Below are 16,791 nucleotides of genomic sequence, written 5' to 3'. Positions count from 1 at the left end.
GTATGAACCGCGCAACGACTCTGAACGCGTTGATTCACGCACCGGAGATCTTGGTCATGCCAGGCGTCTTCGACCCGCTGAGCGCCCGTTTAGCTGAGCAAGCCGGATTTGCCGCTCTGCAATGCAGCGGCGCGAGCATCTCGGGGGTGCATTACGGGCGCCCAGATTACTCGCTGATCTCGATGGAAGACATGGCCGCGGTGACCGCCAAGATCGCCCGATCGGTGCAGGTGCCCGTCATGGCCGACGGGGACAACGGATTCGGCAACGCGGTCAATGCCTACTACACCGTGAAGGCCTTCGAAGAGGCCGGCGCGGCGGGCATCAACATCGAGGACCAGGAGACCCCGAAGCGCTGTGGACATCTCGACGGGAAACGCATCGTGGACCTACACGAGGCGGCGACGAAGATCCGCGCCGCTGCGGACGCCCGTACGGATCCCGATTTCGTCATCAACGCCCGCACCGACGCCCTGGCTATCGAAGGCATCGAGGGCGTGATCCGCCGGGGTAACGCCTATTTGCAGGCCGGTGCCACCATGGTCTTCGTCGAAGGCGTGACCTCACGCGAGGAGATCCGCCAAGCCACCCAGGCGATCAACGGCCCGGTAGCCGTCAATGTCATCGAAGGTGGAAAGTCCCCGAAAAACCTGACATTCACCGAACTGCAGAACCTCGGTGTAGCCCGCGTCAGCCTGCCCGGAGCTCTGGCGATGGCCTCGCTGGGCGGCATGCGCGCCGCGTTGCAGCGCATCCGCACCGACGACGGCACCGCCAATCTGCTCGACCTGTTCGTACCGTTCCGCGAGGCGCACGACCTTATCGGCATGCGTGAAGTCGAAGAACTCGAAAGAACCTACCTCGCATGACCTCTCAACGACGCACCATCATCGACAAAATCTGGGACCTGCACGTTGTCGACGAACTACCCGACGGCACCTCACTGCTGCACATCGACCGTATCCTGTTGCACGACCGCAGCGGCGGACTGTCGCTAAGGTCGCTGCGCGATGAGGGCCACGAAGTATTCGACCGGTCTCTGGTGTTCGGCACCATGGACCACGTCGTCGATACCCGGCCCGGCCGCAACTCCTCCACGCCGATCCCGATGGGGTCGATGTTCATCGACGCGTTCCGAGACGAAGCCCGCCGTGAACACATCACCCTGTTCGATATCGGCGATGACCGCCAAGGCATCTCGCACGTCGTGTTCCCCGAACAAGGAGTCGCGCTGCCCGGGGCCACCATGATCTGCGCCGACTCCCACACCCCCACCCTGGGAGCTGTGGGCGCGCTGGCCTGGGGTGTGGGCATCACCGAATGCGAACACGCGCTGGCCACCCAGACCCTGGCCGTGCGGCGCCCTAAAACGATGAACGTCCGATTGCACGGCACACCGGGTCGTGGCATCTACGCCAAGGACATGGTGTTGGCCCTCATCGCGGCGATCGGCGCTGGCGGCGCGGCGGGATACGCCATCGAATTCAGCGGCTCCGCGATCGACGAAATGAGTTTCGAAGGGCGATTCACTCTGTGCAACATGGCCTTTGAAGCTGGCGCCCGAACCGGCATTGTCGCTCCCGACGCCACGATCTTCGATTACCTCAACGGGCGGCCCTACGCCCCGGTCGGCGAAGATTGGGACCTCGCCGTGCAAGCCTGGGATCAGCTGCGAACCGATCCCGGCGCCGCCTACGACCGGGTCGTCGACATCGACACCGAAACCCTGGCCCCGCAGGTGACTTGGGGCACCAGTCCCCAGCACGCCACCGGGATCGACGGCACGGTACCCGACCCCGTCAACAGCGACGACCCCGGCACCGTGCAACACGCACTGGACTACATGGGGCTTGCTCCCGGCACCGCACTGCGAGGGCTGCCGATCGACGCGGCCTTCATCGGCTCGTGCACCAACGCCCGACTCACTGACCTACGCGCCGCCGCAGAAATCCTCGACGGGCACACCGTCGCCGATGGCCTGACCGCAATCTGTGTGCCCGGTTCCACCCCGGTGCGCCTGGCCGCCGAGGCCGAAGGCATCGACCGCGTGTTCCGTAATGCAGGCTTCCAGTGGCGAGAATCCGGTTGCGGCCTCTGCTTCTACGCGGGCGGCGACACCTTCGCGCCGGGGGCGCGGGTCATCTCCTCCACCAACCGCAACTTCGAAAATCGGCAGGGCCCCGGAGTGCGCACCCACCTCGCCAGTCCGGCAACCGTGGCCGCGTCAGCCATCGCCGGCCACATCACCGATCCTCGCAAGGCCCAATCATGAAACCGTTTACCCAATTCACCGCTATCGCCGCACCCTTGCAGCGCGCCAACATCGATACCGACGCGCTCAGCCCCAGCCACTTCCAACCCACGGAGCTCTCCAAGCACGGATTCAAGGACGCGCTCTTTATGGATTGGCGCCGCAACCCCGAATTCGTGCTCAACAAAGCACCCTACGACCAGGCCAGTATCCTGGTCGTCGGCCCGAACTTCGGGTGCGGCAGCTCCCGCGAGACCGCCGTCTGGGCCCTACGCGATGCAGGCTTTCGCGCCGTCATCGCACCGGGATTCGCCTCGATCTTCGAAACGAACTGCATCCGCAACGGCCTACTCCCCCTCGTGCTGCCACCCGAGATCCATCAACAACTCGCGGCCGAAACCTTCGACACCAGACACGAACCCCGCATCCGCATCGACCTAGTGGCCGGCGAGGTCGGCGCCGTCGACGGACCACGCCATCCCTTCGCCATCGACGAGCGATCTCGAAACCAGCTCATCAGCGGCCTTGATGCCATCGGTCAGACCCTGCTGCTGCGCAACCGCATTGACGATTTCCGCCGCCGTGATCAGCAGCAGCGGCCATGGATTTACCACTGCCCGATAACTACCGGATCGGAAACACCGTGATTGCCGTTCTAGGCCGCCTTCTCCAACCATTCAGCGGACACGACAGCAAGACCGCGTGGCATCATCCTGCCACCTCCAACGTCCCTGACATCATCACCGTGACCAGCGCCGCATTCGGCGACGGCCACCAAATACCGCTGCGCCATGCGGGTAACGGGCTGGGCGACAATATCTCCCCGCCACTCTCATGGAGCGGTGTGCCAGCCAACGCAGCAGAACTCGTCCTCATCGTCGAGGACCCCGACGCTCCATTACCCCGACCCATCGTCCATGCCCTCGCCACCGCCATCACGCCCTCAGCGCGATCACTGACTGAGTCCGAACTGAACCCCGATACCGGCAGCGCACGGATATGCATCGGACGCGGCTCATTCAAACGACATGGCTATGCCGGCCCCCGACCGATCCCCGGGCACGGCCCGCACCGCTACATCTTTCAACTCTTCGCACTCAACCAGCCCAGTGGACTCGACACCACCGCGACCATCAAAACCACACTCGCCGCAATCCACGGACATGTCATCGCGCGCGGCAGACTCACCGGCACCTACGAACGCTGAACCCGCAGCTCTGAGATGGCGCCCGACCGTCAGCTGCAGCGAACCTGCCTGTTGAGCATGCAATTCACCGGCGGCGTGTACGTCCCGGACAGCACGCCGCGGAAACCACCCGTGGCCGTACCGCCCGGCGCGATGATGCGATTCCAGTTCGCCGGGGCAAGAACATAGTGCGTGCCCGATCGGCCAACGCTGCTGTTCCACGCGTGCGAAATGGATTCATTCACCGGTAGGTCGAATTCAAGGCGCCAATCGGTCATCGGCACCGCGCTCCGGTTGGTGATGACGAAGCGGGCGATGAAGCCGGTCTGCCATGTCGAGGTCACCGACAACGTCGCGGTGGCCGCGGCCGCATGGGCGACCGCGGTGGAAGCGAATCCGAGAATAACGACCATCGCTGCCGCCACGGCAACGTGAAGCGCTGTGCACCAGCGTTTCATGCGACTGTGAATGGCCCCCATGGCAGCCAACACTAAAGCCGATTGGCGATATCGGCCCTGCGACCACGGGTAGGCTGCAGGACCTTTGCCCAACTGAAACCGTCACGTGACGTCAATCGGCGTCGTCGTGGAGCTGATCGATCCGGCTGACACCCTCGATATCGGCGAGGAGCCGGGTGGCCTCGACAACGCGCGGGCCCGACAAGGTCATGGTGACACCGACGTGATCGACGGTCTGGGTGTGCTGTCCGAGTGGCAATGCCACCGTTGCCGGTGAATCGGTGACCAGCGAGGTCAGATGCCAGCCGTGCAGATCGCAGGACTCCAACAACTTCCGCAAGATCCCCCGGCCGTCCTGGTAGATGACATGCACGCGTACCGAGCCCGGCAATCGGGTCGCCATTCGCCGCACCGATGGTGCGATACCGATCACGATCACAAAGTGCAGCATGGTCACCACGACGGCTAGCAGCAGCAGCCCCGCGGCGGCGGCCATCCCAATCGCCGCAGATTCCCAGATCGCGGCCGCGGTAGTCAGCCCGATCACCGCGCCGCGGCGCGTGATGATCAGGCCCGCGCCGAGAAAGCCGATGCCGGAAACAATCTGGGCCGCAACCCGGGACGGGTCCAGGATCACCGTGCCCGCGGCGATCACGTCGCCGAACCCGTACTTGCTGACCAGCAGAATCAAACCCGCCGATGTGCCGACGATCGTCTGGGTACAGAGCCCGGCGCTCTTGCCCCGGATTTCGCGTTCCAGACCGATCAGCGCGGTTAACCCGAACGCCGCCACCAGCTCGGCGACCTCGCGCGTCCCCTGGCCCGTGCCGCTGAAAAATTCCTGCGCCAGCCATGTAGTCATCGCGGTGGGTTACCACTAATCGAGAAGGGCTACACCTAAGTGGCCATTCAGTCCACCCCGCGACCCTCACAGAATCACCAGCAGAGCTACCGTTGCCCTAGGGCGAGATCGTCCTCCGCGACAAGGAGCACCGACATGCTGAAGTACGAGATCCATGGAACTGGCGAGCCCTTGGTGCTTGTCCACGGGATCACTCACCGCCGGCAGGCCTGGTACCCGGTCCTTGAGCACCTGACCGATCACCGCACCGTGGTTCTGTTCGATCTGCCCGGGCACGGCGAGTCCCATGACTTCGTGGTCCGCGACGGCGACGTACAGGGCACCCTGCGTGACGAGCTGGTGGGGCTCTTGGATCAGCTCGGACTTGAACGTCCCCACATCGGTGGAAACTCGCTGGGCGGCCGGGTCGCGATGGAGGCCGCCGCCGACAACCTAGTTGCGAGCGCAACCGTGCTATCCCCCGCCGCGTACTGGCACAACTCTCTGGATTTCGCCTACGTTCGGCTGATCTTCCGGTTGCTCACCACCGGCGCCCAACTGATGGCGCCGGTGGTGCCCAGGCTTGCTCGTTCTCCTCGCGCACGGCGGATGATGGGCTCGGTGGTCTCGGCTCACCCCGAACGGATTCCGGTCAAGGAGTTCGTGGCCGACCTCAACGGCATGCGGCGCGCCATTCCCGCGATGAAGAAGATCTTCCCGGCCGCCGAAGTGTTCGCCCGCGAGATCCCGGCCGACATCCCGGTGACCATCGCCTGGGCCGCACATGATCGGATCCTGCGGCCCTACCAGGCGGCGATTGCCGAACAGCGACTCCCCCAGGCCCGTCACATCCGACTGCCCGGGTGCGGCCACGTCCCCATGGCCGACGATCCCGAGCTTGTCGCACGAGTCCTACTGGAGGGCAGCGCGCCGCACACGCAGGCCGAGGCCTCGTAGCAAGCACCGCACCCAGTCGCCAAAGCTACACGCGGACAGCTAGTTCCAATCCCTTGTCCAGTGCCAGCGGGCAGCTGACGTAGCCGTTCTCCGGTGCGCGCACATAGTCGAGGTAGGCGTGAGCCGGGTCCAGGTTCACGTTGTCGCCGACAATGATTGCGCCACTTGCCAACACCGGCTCAAGGATCTTGATCACCGTCAGATCGAGGTCGGGCCAGCCATCGAGAAGCACGAATTGCACGGGTTCATTGATTGCCTTGAGCGTGGTGCGGGCATCGCCTTCGAGGATCGTGATCAAGTCACTGACCCCCGCCTCGGCGAACGTCGCTCGGGCGGTGGCCAGCTTCTGGGCGCTCATCTCCGTGGTGATGATGTGCCCGGTGCCGTTGTCGCGCACGGCCGCGGCCAGGTGCAAGGTCGAGATTCCATAGGACATGCCGTATTCCACGATGGTCGTCGGCTTGATCGCACGAACCAGGTTGTACAGCAGCCGGCCTGACTCGGGCGCCACGGAGAGGTAAACGTTCGCAAACACATCCGCGCGTTCCTCAACGGCGTAGTCGCGTGGCGAGATCCCTTGACGACGTCCAGCATCCTGCTGCGCGTCGGTGAAGAGTCGATCGATGATCGAGGCGTATTCCGGTCGGTTCAGAGTTGCAGTCATGTCTCTACCCTAGACGAGCCGTTGCGTCTTGTCTAGAATGGAGTGGTGTTAGATCGAGCTGTGGCAGAGGCACAGCCGCATCGCGGCAATCGGCACGGACGCAGCGAGGCGGCTCGCGAGGCCATCCTGCATGCGGCCGACGATCTACTTGTCGAAAAGGGTTTCGCCGGCGTCACCGTCGAAGGAATCGCTAAGGCGGCGGGCGTGGCAAAGCAGACGGTCTACCGCTGGTGGAGTTCCAAAACGGATGTCCTGATGGACGCCTTCCTCGAAGACGCGGCCGCTGAACTCGAACCCCCCGACACCGGTGCCCTGGAGTCGGACCTGCGCGCTCATCTGCGCACCACGGCCCACTTCCTCACGGCCGACGATGCAGGTGCGGTCTACCGCGCACTCGTGGGACAGGCGCAGCACGATCCGCAGCTCGCCCAGACATTTCGGGCCCGCTACCTGCACGCTCAGCAGGTACGCGACCAGAAGCCGTTTGTCCGGGCGATCGCCCGAGGCGAGCTGACGGCCGATGCCGACGTGGCCGCGCTGGCCGAGTGGCTCGTCGGCCGAATGCACTACCGCGTCATTGCAACCGGTGAATCCGTCGATGACAGCTTCATCGACGCGGTCGTCGACGGCACGCTGTCCCTGTGTCGTCGCTGGTCAACCCAGCCGAATGCTTGAATAAGCCGTGGCCAACCGCATCCAATCCCTGCTCGGAGTTCCCTACCCCGTCATCCAGGCCCCGATGACCTACATCGCGCGCGCCGAACTCGCTGCCGCGGTGTCCGAGGCAGGCGGGCTCGGCGTGATCGAGACCCTCACCCCCGAAGGGCGTGCCGACCTGCAGCGAGTGCGCGAGCTCACCGACAAACCGGTGGCGGCCAACCTGATGATCCAGGGCTGGAAGAACGATCCGTCGATCGTCGAGACACTGGCCGAAGCCGGTGTGCGCCATGTCTTCACCTCCGCCGGTGACCCCGCCTTGTTCACCAAACTGCTGCACGACGCCGGCATGATCGTGGTCCACGTTGTCGGCTCACTCAAAGGCGCGCTCAAAGCCGCCGACGCCGGTGTCGATGCGCTGGTGGTCGAGGGCGTGGAAGGCGGCGGGTTCAAGTCGCTGCTGGGCGCCTCCACCATGGTGCTGCTGCCCCTGGTCGCCGAAAATGTGGACCTGCCGATCATCGCCGCCGGTGGCATCTGCGATGCGCGGTCGGCGGCGGCGTCGCTGGTCTTGGGCGCCGAGGGCGTGCAGATGGGCACCCGGATGCTGGCCAGCCACGAATCCGCAGTGCACGCGAACTTCAAGGATGCGATCGTGGCCGCAAACGATTCCGGCACAGTGCTTCTCGACGTTCCCGGCAACCCGACCATGCGAGTCCTGCGGACCGGGTTGGCCGCCCGGATCGCTGCACATGACCCGGATTCGCGGCTGCTGGGAAAGATCACCGAGCTGTACTTCGACGGCGATATGGAAGCCAGCGTCGCCAACACCGGCCAAGTGTCGTCCCGGATCGTTGATCTTCTGCCGGTGGCCGAGATCATTCGTCGCACGTGGGGCGAGATCGAAGCGGTGTTGGACGGCGCACGATCGCGATCCGAAACCTTGTGAACCTCGCCCTGAGGTGAACTTTGAACGTCCATAACCAGCCCTGGAAGGCCGCCACGCCTTAGTGGGGTGCGGCCGGCGTCGCCGCATCCGCATGGTCGGCCGCACCGAACATGGCAACGGCCACCGCACCCCCGACCGCGCTGCAGAATCCCAATGCCACCAGCCAGCTCAGCCCGGGTTGCGCGGTGTCTCCGAGCAGCGTTACGCCGACGACGCCGGGCACCACCGTCTCGCCGACGACCAAGGCAGCGACGGCGCCGTTCACCGAACCCAGCTGCAACGCAACCGTAAACAGGTAGAAGCCGCCGGCTCCGGCAATGGTGATCGCCCAGAACGCCGGATCCTTCAGCAGAACCGCCAGCTGCAACGGATCGATGCCGTCGACCACCCGTACCGCGATCGCCATCACTCCGTAGAGGACACCGGAGACCAATCCGGCGGCGACGGCGGCCCGGGCTCCCAGAAGGCGAATGAGGCCAACTCCGAGCGCCGCAATCAGCATCGCCACCACCATCAGCGCCCAGTGCAGCCCCGATCCCGACGTGTCCGTACCGGCCCGTCCAGCGCTGAACCCCAACACGCACAGGGACACAAGCACCGTCCCGATCGCCGCCCAATCGCGGCGGCGTAAACGAATCCCGAGCACAGCGATGCCGAGCACCGCGGTGACAACGAGATTGGCGCTGATGATGGTCTGCGACAGAAACAGCGGGATCAGCCGTGCCGCGACGACGCTTCCGGCGAAACCGATGACGTCGAGGGCCATTCCGGCAATGAACGCTGAGGTGAGCACCGCGTTGGCGGTCGAGCGCAGGGTCGGGCCGCCGTCCGCGGTGATCAGCGCTTCCTGCCCCTGGTCCGCGGCTGCAGAACTACGTGCACCGTAGGCCTGCAGGACCGAGGCCACCCCGTAGCCGAAACAGGCCAGTAGCGCTGCGGCCACACCGATCAACACGTCACGGCCAGAACGTCAATATGCACCTGGGTGAGACTACGGGCCGAGTCCCCGCTGACGGGGTTACTTTGCGTCTGTCATGGGCCGCAAATCATCCCCGACGCCGCCTGTAACGTGGCGGACGTGAAACCCACTCGGATGCATTCATTCGTTGCTGTCACTGCCAGTCTCGCGGCAATCGTTCTGCCCTTTGCGGCGGCAGGTACGGCCGTGGCCGCCGACACCTGCCCCACCGTCGCACCGGCCGGCGGCACGCCGGAGTGGACGCTGACCGGGGCCACCGGCAGCGTCGCGGTCACCGGATCGACCGAAACGGCCGCGCCCCGGGTGGAGGTTTCGACGCCGTTCAGCGTGACGTCGACCCAGGTACACACGTTGCAGGCCGGCAGTGGCCCGGTGGTTCCGGGCACGGCGAAGGTGTCCGTCTGCTACATGGGCGTCAACGGACGCGACGGGTCGGTGTTCGACAGCAGTTACAAGCGCGGCGCCCCGGTGGACTTCCCGCTGGACGGCGTCATCCCCGGATTCCAGAAGGCGATCGCCGGCCAAACGGTCGGATCCACGGTCGCGGTGGCCATGACCTCCGCCGACGGCTACCCCGACGGCCAGCCCAGCGCCGGCATCCGGCAGGGCGACACCCTCATCTTCGCGATCAAGATCCTGGGCGCCTCAGGCTGATCCGCGGTGGCGCTCACCGAGGACATCGCGGCCGAGCGGGCGGCCCTCGCGAACTCGTTGAGCGCCGCCGGCGCCTCGGCACACGCCGGCTGTGGTTCGTGGACCGCGCGCGATCTCGCGGCCCACCTGGCGGCCGAGGAGCGCTTTGGGGGCATCTCGACCTTCATCGCACGATCACTAGTGGCGCGCGGTGTCGCTGTGCCGGCTCCACCGAGGTTGGTGGAGTTCGCGATTCGACGTGAGCACCGCCGTAGCTTCACCGAGTTGGTCGACCGGCTGCGGCGTCCGGTACCGCAACTGCTCATCCGGTCGCGAGTAGCACCACTCACTCTGTTCGAGTATTGGACCCATCACGACGACCTCGTCGCCGCCAACTCGGCTGCCCATGCCGCACCACCATCACTCGTAGCGGCCATTCCTCCATTGCTGCGTTATCAACGCGCGAAGTTGCCCGCCGGTACTGCGCTAACCATCATCAGCGCCGAAGACGGCCGCGTCCTGGCGTCCGAGGGCCCGCAAGCGGGACCTGCGGTGCTGGTGCAAGCGTCGCCGGCAAACCTGGTTCGCTGGTTGGCCGGGCGCCACACGCGTGCCGACGTCGAGCTGACCGGCCCCGCAATCGACGTACAGGCGCTGCGCGCGTTCGACGGCCACATATAATGCTCTGTTGCGTTGTCCCACAACTGATTTAACGACCATTGCCATGGTCAGCCGCATCCGGTAGCGTGCGCTCATGACCGATCGCAATCGCCGCTTCCTTCTCCGCGAACGCCCAGCTGGCCGCATTGGCCCGGACACGTTCGAACTCAGCGAGCAGGCGGTGCCGCAGATCGGCGACGGCGAGGCGCTGGTGCGGGTCGACTGGATCTCCCTGGACCCGACCAACCGAATGTGGATCAACGAGACGCCGTCGTACCTGCCCCCGGTCGGCATCGGCGAGGTCATGCGCGCGGCCGGTCTTGGCGTGGTGGTCGCGTCGAACAACCCGAACTACGCCGTCGGCCAGACTGTGCAGGGCCTGACCGGCTGGCAGGACTACGTGGTCGTCTCCGACGCCATGCCGCTGTTCCCGGTGGACGTCGCGGATGGCGTCTCGCCCAGCACCTACCTGGGCGCGCTCGGCATGACCGGGCTCACCGCGTGGATCGGGATCCGCGACATCGGCAAGCCGCAGCCGGGCGAGACCGTCGTCGTCTCGGCGGCGGCCGGAGCGGTCGGTTCGGTCGCCGGCCAGCTCGCCAAGGCCAGCGGCGCACGGGTCGTCGGGATCGCCGGCGGACCGGAGAAATGTGCCCTGCTGACCGATCAACTCGGTTTCGACGCGGCAGTGGACTACCGCGCCGACGACTGGGCCCGCCAGCTTGCCGCCGCAACCCCCAACGGCATCGACGTCGACTTCGAGAACGTCGGCGGCGACATCATGGACGCGATCTTTGCCCGCGTGAACGTCGGCGCGCGGATCGCGCTCTGCGGACTGATCTCGGGTTACAACGACACCAACCCCCCGCCCGGGCCGCGCGCGTTCGGCAACCTGTTGATCCAGCGCGCCACCCTGAAGGGCTTCATCATCCTCGACCACTTCCTTCGAGCACCGGAGGCCAACAGCGAGATCTCCGAGCTGATTGCCGCCGGCAAGCTCACCCCGCTCGAGACCGTCGTCGAGGGCTTCGAGCAGCTGCCGACCGCGATCAACATGCTGTTCGACGGCAAGAACGTCGGCAAGCTCGTGGTGAAGATCTCCGCTTAAGCGCGCCAGCGCGTCACCAGCGCGTCAGGCGCCCAGGCCGGCCAGCTCAGGTCACCGATCGGCGCGCCGCCGGCGAACTGCGCCACAATCTTCGGCCCGGTCGCACTCGAGTTGTCGTAAGCCGTTGCGATATCGGCCATTCCGATCGCTGCAGCGACCAGCGGCCACAGCCGGTGATACCGATCTCGAATCTTCTCTTCGGGAACCGAATGCCCGCCGGCGGCCACGCGATACTGCACCCGCTGCACCGCCAACGCCTCGGGGATAAGCACCGCATGCAGCACCACCGTGTAGCCGTGGGTGTGTGCATGGCGGATGACGTCGAGCTTCGACTCGTGCGAGAACACTGTCTCGGCGATGAACGAACGTCCCTGCTCGACGAGTTTCGTCCGGGTCTGCGCGGCCACCCGCGCTGCGTCGTATGCGCGCGCAGCTGCATCATCGGGCCAGCGGTTCTTTGCGATCTCGTCGGCGTTGACGAACGGTGCTCCCGGTAGCAGCGGGGCCAACGTGAGGGCGACGAACGTCGACTTCCCTGCCCCGTTCGGGCCGACGACGAGGTCAAGCCGCCTCAGCGGGAGGTCTCCGCGATCACCGAGGTGCCGTCGGGCCGGTACTCAACGATGCGACCGTCGTCATCGAGGGCGACCGTGGTGATGCCGTGCTCGGCGAGGATGTCACCGTAGTGGGTGTGCGCCAGGTTCTCCTCGATCGCTGCGGAGATCTCGGCGTTGAAGACCACGCCCTCTTCGGCGGTCAACGCACCGGTGTCGAGGTGACCGGCCAGGGCCGCCTCGACCCGTTGCCGCGCCGCGCTCTGCTGCGCCGACACCGCGCGGCCGACCCGCACCCAGTGGTCGAGCTGCTGCTTGGCCGATCTGCTCTGGCGCGCGCCTTCGGCGGCGGCGCTGTCCACCAGGTCCGCGGCGAACCTGGTGACCCGATCGCCGACGTCAGCCATGCGCGAACCTCCAAGCCTTGTAGCATCATGTTACGACGTATAGCAGAATGCTACGCGCTAAGTGGGGCTGTAGCGTGACCAAGGTGAATTCGCGTATGCCTCGGTTCGTTGCTCTCGCCGCCGCTGTCACCTCGCTGGCGGCGGTGCTCGCCGGTTGTGGCGGTTCGGACAACACCTCGTCGTCGAAGACGTCGTCGGTCACCGCCCCGCCTGCCCCGCCACGCCACCGGCGGAAGGTGTTGCGGCCGACTGGACATTAAAGGGTGCCACCGGCAGCGTCGCAGTGACCGGCTCCACGAGTTCGGCCGCGCCGAGCGTCGTCGTCACCAAGCCGTTCAAGGTGACCCAGACCGAGGTACAAACGTTGCACGCCGGCGACGGGCGCGTCGTCGGGGACCACGCAACCGTCTCGGTCTGCTACATGGGTGTCAACGGACGTGACGGATCGGTGTTCGACAGCAGCTACCAACGCGGCACACCGGTCGACTTCGGACTGGACCGCGTCGTCCCCGGATTCCAGAAGGCCATTGCGGGCCAGAAAATCGGGTCGACGGTGGCGGTCGCGATGGTCCCCGCCGACGGCTATCCGCAGGGTCAGCCGGCCGCCGGCATCCTGCCGGGTGACACGCTGGTGTTCGCAATCAAGATCCTCAACGCCTCACGCTGAGCCCGGGCCGCCATGGAATCGAGCCGGGTGGATCGGTGGTTGTGGGCGGTGCGGATCACCAAAACCCGGCCGGACGCCGCCGCCGCATGTCGCGGTGGACATGTGCGGGTCAACAACCGCCCGGCCAAGCCGGCGACAACGGTTTCACCCGGTGACACGGTCAGTGCTCTGGTGGGTGATCGCACCCGAATCGTCGAGGTGCTGCGGGTGATTCAGAAGCGGGTCGGTGCGGCTGACGCGGTGACCTGCTACCTGGATCGAACCCCGCCGCCCCCAACGGCATCCGCCACGGCGATCGCCGCTCGTGACCGCGGCGCCGGACGGCCGACCAAGCGGGATCGACGGGTGCTGGACAAGTGGCGGGCCCAACAGCGCTGAGGGGTCACTGCGGGTGCGTGGCCAGATATTCCCCCACCGGGATCCGCGACGACGAGACATAGCCGATCGGCAACAGCAGATCGCCGGCGGTGGTCCGGTAATAGGTGTCCCAGCGGTAGTAGCTGGAGAACCCGGCCGGGTCGCCGCCCATGACCGCGGCGTAGTCATTGACCGCCCGCACGTAGTAGTCGGAATGGTTGTATCCCCAGATCGCCTTGTCGCGATTGGTGGCAAAACCGTTGGCGGCCAACAGCCGACCGGCCGCCATGATGGCATCGCGTGGCGAATGGATGTCTCCGCCGTTGCCGTAGGCCGCGAACGTCGACGGCAGGAACTGCATGGGCCCCTGAGCGGCGTCGTCGCTGACGCCATTGATGCGGCCGAAGCCGGTCTCGACGAAGTTGATCGCCGCCAGGTAGTTCCACGGCACTCCGGACGCGGCCTCGGCCGCCCGGTAGCTGGCCATCAGCTCGTTGGCCGGTACCGGCGGCACCACCCGCCAGGGCGGCATGGTGTCCTTGGGGTCGGTGAGCGCCATGAGTTGCCGGCGGGCGTCGATGTTGCGGTCGTAGACCGCGAGCAGCGCCGCCGGGATCTGCGGGCGGGCGATCGCATCCCACTCGGGGTGCGCGCCGAGGGTGCGGTAGGCGACCTGTTGGCGGCGGGCCGCGGCGGCCAGCACCTGGTCGGGCGACGATGTATTGCGCAACGCCTGATCGGCCGCGACCAGGTCGGCAGCCAGCGCCGCGGGATCCACGCCCGGTGCAGCACCGGCGGGCGTCACCGCGGCGGCCAGGGCGAAGATCAGGGTGGCGACAATGCGCAGTAACCGAGCAGCCATGCCGTTCATCTTCGCCTGTGCGCCGTCGCGAACCGCGCAGGGCGGCCGGTTCGGAGCGTCCCCGGTCCGCTAGAACATGTTTCGCTTTATGCCATCGCTGGCACATCATCACTGGTCACCTCTACAAGCACCGAACTATCGGCTGTTACATTTGAGGGCCGTTCAGCTCACGTCGTCAAGGGAGAACGCATGACCACCACCAGCCTGACGACCGACGTCGTCATCGTCGGGTACGGCGCGGCCGGTACCTCTGCGGCGATCACCGCCCGCGAACTGGGCGCCGAGGTCATCGCGGTGGACCGGGCCAACGGCGGCGGTGCCACCGCCATCTCCGGGGGGATCATCTACGCCGGCGGCGGCACCTCGGTTCAAAAGGACGCCGGCGTGCACGACACCGCCGAGCAGATGCTGGACTACTTGCGCCTGGAGGTCGGCGACGCGGTCCGGCCCGAAACACTGCAGCGGTTCGTCGACGGCAGCCCGGAAATGATCGACTGGCTGCAGGCCCGTGGGGTGCCATTCAACTCCGGCCTGTGCCCCTACAAGACGTCCTTTCCCAACAACCGCTACTACCTGTACCACTCGGGCAGTGAGAACGCCGGAGCGTTCCGCGCCCACACCCCGCCGGTGCAGCGCGGCCACCGCGCCTACGGCAAGGGCACGTCCGGCAAGCAGATCTATGCACCGCTGGCCGAATCGGCCCGCAAACTCGGCGTGGACTTCCGCCCGCACACCACCGTCACCGAACTGCTGCAGGACCCGTCGGGCCGGGTGACCGGGGTGCGGGCCACGACCATGGGCCAAGCGCCGCGGCGTATCCAGCGCCGCTACGCCCGCCTGGCCGCGCTCTCATCGAAACCCGGTGTTTACTACCCGCCGCTGCGCGCCGCGATGGACCGGCGATTGGCGAAGCTGCAACAGCGCTACGGCCAGACGATCGAAATCATCGCGCGGCGCGGGGTGATCATCAGCGCCGGCGGTTTCATCGCCAACACGCAGTGGCGCAAGCGCTACGCACCGGAATTCAACGGCGGTCTGCCCCTGGGCACCAGCGGCGACGACGGCAGCGGCATCGCGCTGGCCCAGAGCGTCGGCGCGGTACCCGATCGCATGGACAACGTCTCGGTGTGGAAGTTCATCACGCCCCCAAGCGCATTCATCTCCGCGATCATCGTCGACGCCGACGGCCGACGGGTGATCGACGAGTCCCGCTACGGCGCCGCGGTCGGACAGGCCATGGTGAAGAACCACGGCAGCCGGGGCTGGATCCTGGCCGACGCGCGCCTCATGTCAGAGGCCCGGCGCCAACTGCTCACCCAGACGCTGTGGTTCCAGCGCGCCCAGGGCGCCGCGCTGATCTTCGGCGGTGCGGTGCGCGGTGCCACGCTGGCCGAGGCGGCGCGGGCCGCCGGCATCGATGCCGAAGGCCTAGAAGCTACCGTCACCGCGCACAACGACGCCATCGATTCCGGGACCGTCGACCCGGCCGGTAAGCCCGCCGACTTCTGCCGGCGAATCGATCAGGGGCCTTTCACTCTGATGGATATCTCGGTGCAGCCCAACGTCTTACGCCCCACCCCGATGCTGACCCTGGGTGGGGTCCGGGTCTGCGAGGACACCGGCGCGGTGGTCGACGTGGACGGTAATCCGATTCCGGGGCTCTACAGCGCCGGGCGCACCGCCATCGGTATTGCCTCGCAGTCTTACGTCAGCGGGTTGTCGATCGCCGACTGCGTGTTCGCCGGACGCCGCGCGGGTGCCAGCGCGGCCGTCTAACGCCGCGCTTCGACGAAGTAGCCACGCGGCACGTCCGGTCCAGCCGCGGCCACTGGTGCGAACCAGCGGTTCCACCGGTTTCCCGGCTCGGCCACATCAGTCACCACAGCCGACCAACCGAGGCGTTCAGCGAGCTCTCCGGGTTCGTCCGTGCCGAACAGCCACGGTGAGCCCTGCTGCGCCATGGACTGCAGCAACGGCGCCATCGACGGCGCTTCCAGCAGCGTCTTGCCGACCACGTCGTACAGCAGCACCGAACCGGGCGCCGACAACGCATCGACACGGGCGAACAGGGCGCGTACCGCGGGCTCATCGAGGTACTGCAGCAGCCCTTCGATGAGCCAGACGCTGGGAACGTTCGCGTCAAAACCCACGGCCTCCAAGGCGGCCGGCCAGTCCTCGGCGAGATCGATCCCGAGCGGTACCAGCTGGCATCGCGGTGCATCGTCGGCGAGCAGCTCGGCCTTGGCTGCGATGACCGCGGGTTGATCGATTTCGTAGACGGTGGTGCGTTCCGGCCAGGGCAGCCGATATGCGCGGGCGTCCATGCCGGCCGCCAGAATGACCACCTGGGTGAGTTCGGCCCGCAGCAGGGCCTCATCCCAGAATCGGGTACGGACGACGATCTGCCAGGTCGACTGCTCACCGGAGTGCGCGATAGCCGCGGCCAGCATCCGTCGGCCGTCCTCCCCCGCCAGCTTGTCCGCGAACGGATCGCAGAACAGGGCGTCCTCGCGGGCGGATTCCTTGGCGCGGATCGCGGCGACGAGGATTCCGGTGCTGGCCACGGCTTCTCGGGTGCGGTACATGACGCCCATCATCGGC

Annotated in this window: 20 protein-coding genes and 1 pseudogene; 13 read left to right on the top strand and 8 right to left on the bottom strand. The window is 66.4% G+C overall.

Features of this window, described 5'->3' with window-relative positions; translation table 11 throughout:
* The first annotated feature begins 2 nt into the window (after positions 1 to 2).
* From BN4346_RS29285 to BN4346_RS29270, 4 genes are read left to right on the top strand one after another with little or no spacing between them, the layout of a single operon-like run.
* Positions 3 to 869, top strand: coding sequence for an isocitrate lyase/PEP mutase family protein (locus tag BN4346_RS29285; protein ID WP_067969560.1), 867 nt, complete (start codon positions 3 to 5; stop codon positions 867 to 869).
* Positions 866 to 2,272, top strand: a complete 1,407-nt coding sequence (locus tag BN4346_RS29280) for a 3-isopropylmalate dehydratase large subunit (RefSeq protein ID WP_067969559.1) — start codon at positions 866 to 868, stop codon at positions 2,270 to 2,272. Before BN4346_RS29285 ends, BN4346_RS29280 begins: the two co-directional genes overlap by 4 nt.
* A gap of 35 nt (positions 2,273 to 2,307) precedes the next feature.
* Entirely contained in the window at positions 2,308 to 2,898 is a 591-nt protein-coding gene (leuD, locus tag BN4346_RS29275; protein ID WP_235653556.1) for a 3-isopropylmalate dehydratase small subunit, read from the top strand.
* The gene (locus BN4346_RS29270) at positions 2,853 to 3,458 is read left to right on the top strand and encodes a YbhB/YbcL family Raf kinase inhibitor-like protein (protein WP_078058479.1); all 606 of its coding nucleotides are present in this window, start codon (positions 2,853 to 2,855) and stop codon (positions 3,456 to 3,458) included. The genes leuD and BN4346_RS29270 overlap by 46 nt, the downstream gene beginning before the upstream one ends.
* A 29-nt stretch (positions 3,459 to 3,487) precedes the next feature.
* Here the strand turns inward: BN4346_RS29270 and BN4346_RS29265 are convergent, their stop codons facing one another.
* Entirely contained in the window at positions 3,488 to 3,916 is a 429-nt protein-coding gene (locus BN4346_RS29265) for a cellulose-binding domain-containing protein (RefSeq protein ID WP_067969552.1), read from the bottom strand.
* Positions 3,917 to 4,007: 91 nt separating this feature from the next.
* Entirely contained in the window at positions 4,008 to 4,757 is a 750-nt protein-coding gene (locus BN4346_RS29260; RefSeq protein ID WP_067969549.1) for an MgtC/SapB family protein, read from the bottom strand.
* Between the two features lie 135 nt (positions 4,758 to 4,892).
* Here BN4346_RS29260 and BN4346_RS29255 point away from each other — a divergent pair, with 135 nt between their 5' ends.
* Positions 4,893 to 5,693, top strand: a complete 801-nt coding sequence (locus BN4346_RS29255) for an alpha/beta fold hydrolase (protein WP_067969546.1) — start codon at positions 4,893 to 4,895, stop codon at positions 5,691 to 5,693.
* A 25-nt stretch (positions 5,694 to 5,718) separates the two neighbouring features.
* On the opposite strand, the gene BN4346_RS29250 is transcribed toward BN4346_RS29255, so the two are convergent.
* Entirely contained in the window at positions 5,719 to 6,357 is a 639-nt protein-coding gene (locus BN4346_RS29250; RefSeq protein ID WP_067969542.1) for an O-methyltransferase, read from the bottom strand.
* Positions 6,358 to 6,417: 60 nt separating this feature from the next.
* Between BN4346_RS29250 and BN4346_RS29245 the strand changes: the two genes are divergently transcribed.
* Together BN4346_RS29245 and BN4346_RS29240 are read left to right on the top strand one after the other, a co-directional pair.
* Positions 6,418 to 7,032 (top strand): TetR/AcrR family transcriptional regulator, encoded by a 615-nt coding sequence (locus BN4346_RS29245; RefSeq protein WP_078058478.1) that lies wholly within the window; start codon positions 6,418 to 6,420, stop codon positions 7,030 to 7,032.
* A 7-nt stretch (positions 7,033 to 7,039) separates the two neighbouring features.
* A complete protein-coding gene (locus BN4346_RS29240; RefSeq protein ID WP_067969533.1) occupies positions 7,040 to 7,963 on the top strand; it encodes an NAD(P)H-dependent flavin oxidoreductase in 924 nt (307 codons plus the stop codon).
* A 58-nt stretch (positions 7,964 to 8,021) separates the two neighbouring features.
* Here BN4346_RS29240 and BN4346_RS29235 read toward each other — a convergent pair whose 3' ends face one another.
* On the bottom strand, positions 8,022 to 8,918 hold the full coding sequence (locus BN4346_RS29235) for a hypothetical protein (RefSeq protein ID WP_067969531.1): 897 nt from the start codon (positions 8,916 to 8,918) through the stop codon (positions 8,022 to 8,024).
* 138 nt (positions 8,919 to 9,056) lie between these two features.
* Between BN4346_RS29235 and BN4346_RS29230 the strand changes: the two genes are divergently transcribed.
* The 3 genes from BN4346_RS29230 (at position 9,057) to BN4346_RS29220 (ending at position 11,343) form a co-directional block, all read left to right on the top strand.
* Complete coding sequence (locus tag BN4346_RS29230; protein ID WP_067969977.1) at positions 9,057 to 9,596, top strand: FKBP-type peptidyl-prolyl cis-trans isomerase; 540 nt, start codon at positions 9,057 to 9,059, stop codon at positions 9,594 to 9,596.
* Positions 9,597 to 9,602: 6 nt separating this feature from the next.
* Positions 9,603 to 10,256: a maleylpyruvate isomerase family mycothiol-dependent enzyme gene (locus tag BN4346_RS29225; protein WP_067969526.1), complete on the top strand. Its 654-nt coding sequence runs from the start codon at positions 9,603 to 9,605 to the stop codon at positions 10,254 to 10,256.
* 73 nt (positions 10,257 to 10,329) lie between these two features.
* Positions 10,330 to 11,343, top strand: a complete 1,014-nt coding sequence (locus tag BN4346_RS29220) for an NADP-dependent oxidoreductase (protein ID WP_067969523.1) — start codon at positions 10,330 to 10,332, stop codon at positions 11,341 to 11,343.
* On the opposite strand, the gene BN4346_RS29215 is transcribed toward BN4346_RS29220, so the two are convergent.
* Both BN4346_RS29215 and BN4346_RS29210 read right to left on the bottom strand, forming a co-directional pair.
* Positions 11,340 to 11,918: an AAA family ATPase gene (locus BN4346_RS29215; RefSeq protein ID WP_067969520.1), complete on the bottom strand. Its 579-nt coding sequence runs from the start codon at positions 11,916 to 11,918 to the stop codon at positions 11,340 to 11,342. The two genes, BN4346_RS29220 and BN4346_RS29215, sit on opposite strands and share 4 nt — an antisense overlap.
* Positions 11,915 to 12,304, bottom strand: a complete 390-nt coding sequence (locus tag BN4346_RS29210; RefSeq protein ID WP_067969517.1) for a TA system antitoxin ParD family protein — start codon at positions 12,302 to 12,304, stop codon at positions 11,915 to 11,917. Before BN4346_RS29210 ends, BN4346_RS29215 begins: the two co-directional genes overlap by 4 nt.
* Positions 12,305 to 12,399: 95 nt before the next feature.
* Between BN4346_RS29210 and BN4346_RS29205 the strand changes: the two are divergent.
* Positions 12,400 to 12,971 (top strand): annotated as a pseudogene (locus BN4346_RS29205) (FKBP-type peptidyl-prolyl cis-trans isomerase).
* 12 nt (positions 12,972 to 12,983) lie between these two features.
* Complete coding sequence (locus BN4346_RS29200; protein WP_067969513.1) at positions 12,984 to 13,349, top strand: RNA-binding S4 domain-containing protein; 366 nt, start codon at positions 12,984 to 12,986, stop codon at positions 13,347 to 13,349.
* A gap of 4 nt (positions 13,350 to 13,353) precedes the next feature.
* On the opposite strand, the gene BN4346_RS29195 is transcribed toward BN4346_RS29200, so the two are convergent.
* Positions 13,354 to 14,190, bottom strand: coding sequence for a lytic transglycosylase domain-containing protein (locus BN4346_RS29195; protein WP_067969975.1), 837 nt, complete (start codon positions 14,188 to 14,190; stop codon positions 13,354 to 13,356).
* A 189-nt stretch (positions 14,191 to 14,379) separates the two neighbouring features.
* On the opposite strand from BN4346_RS29195, the gene BN4346_RS29190 reads away from it, so the two are divergent.
* Positions 14,380 to 15,966, top strand: coding sequence for an FAD-binding protein (locus BN4346_RS29190; RefSeq protein ID WP_067969511.1), 1,587 nt, complete (start codon positions 14,380 to 14,382; stop codon positions 15,964 to 15,966).
* On the opposite strand, the gene BN4346_RS29185 is transcribed toward BN4346_RS29190, so the two are convergent.
* Complete coding sequence (locus BN4346_RS29185) at positions 15,963 to 16,775, bottom strand: SAM-dependent methyltransferase (RefSeq protein WP_067969973.1); 813 nt, start codon at positions 16,773 to 16,775, stop codon at positions 15,963 to 15,965. The two genes, BN4346_RS29190 and BN4346_RS29185, sit on opposite strands and share 4 nt — an antisense overlap.
* Positions 16,776 to 16,791: the final 16 nt, after the last annotated feature.

Source organism: Mycolicibacter icosiumassiliensis, assembly GCF_900078685.2.
GTDB classification, from domain to species: domain Bacteria; phylum Actinomycetota; class Actinomycetes; order Mycobacteriales; family Mycobacteriaceae; genus Mycobacterium; species Mycobacterium icosiumassiliensis.
The sequence above is the reverse complement of the archived record's forward strand: the minus strand, read 5'-3'. Positions and strand labels throughout refer to the sequence as shown.

Bases quoted from the DNA above. Each gene is read 5' to 3' on its own strand.
- BN4346_RS29285 (WP_067969560.1), top strand. From the start codon at position 3: ATGAACCGCGCAACGACTCTGAACGCGTTGATTCACGCACCGGAGATC.
- BN4346_RS29280 (WP_067969559.1), top strand. From the start codon at position 866: ATGACCTCTCAACGACGCACCATCATCGACAAAATCTGGGACCTGCAC.
- BN4346_RS29270 (WP_078058479.1), top strand. From the start codon at position 2,853: ATGGATTTACCACTGCCCGATAACTACCGGATCGGAAACACCGTGATT.
- BN4346_RS29265 (WP_067969552.1), bottom strand. From the start codon at position 3,916: ATGGGGGCCATTCACAGTCGCATGAAACGCTGGTGCACAGCGCTTCAC.
- BN4346_RS29260 (WP_067969549.1), bottom strand. From the start codon at position 4,757: ATGACTACATGGCTGGCGCAGGAATTTTTCAGCGGCACGGGCCAGGGG.
- BN4346_RS29255 (WP_067969546.1), top strand. From the start codon at position 4,893: ATGCTGAAGTACGAGATCCATGGAACTGGCGAGCCCTTGGTGCTTGTC.
- BN4346_RS29250 (WP_067969542.1), bottom strand. From the start codon at position 6,357: ATGACTGCAACTCTGAACCGACCGGAATACGCCTCGATCATCGATCGA.
- BN4346_RS29230 (WP_067969977.1), top strand. From the start codon at position 9,057: ATGCATTCATTCGTTGCTGTCACTGCCAGTCTCGCGGCAATCGTTCTG.
- BN4346_RS29220 (WP_067969523.1), top strand. From the start codon at position 10,330: ATGACCGATCGCAATCGCCGCTTCCTTCTCCGCGAACGCCCAGCTGGC.
- BN4346_RS29210 (WP_067969517.1), bottom strand. From the start codon at position 12,304: ATGGCTGACGTCGGCGATCGGGTCACCAGGTTCGCCGCGGACCTGGTG.
- BN4346_RS29200 (WP_067969513.1), top strand. From the start codon at position 12,984: ATGGAATCGAGCCGGGTGGATCGGTGGTTGTGGGCGGTGCGGATCACC.
- BN4346_RS29195 (WP_067969975.1), bottom strand. From the start codon at position 14,190: ATGGCTGCTCGGTTACTGCGCATTGTCGCCACCCTGATCTTCGCCCTG.
- BN4346_RS29190 (WP_067969511.1), top strand. From the start codon at position 14,380: ATGACCACCACCAGCCTGACGACCGACGTCGTCATCGTCGGGTACGGC.
- BN4346_RS29185 (WP_067969973.1), bottom strand. From the start codon at position 16,775: ATGTACCGCACCCGAGAAGCCGTGGCCAGCACCGGAATCCTCGTCGCC.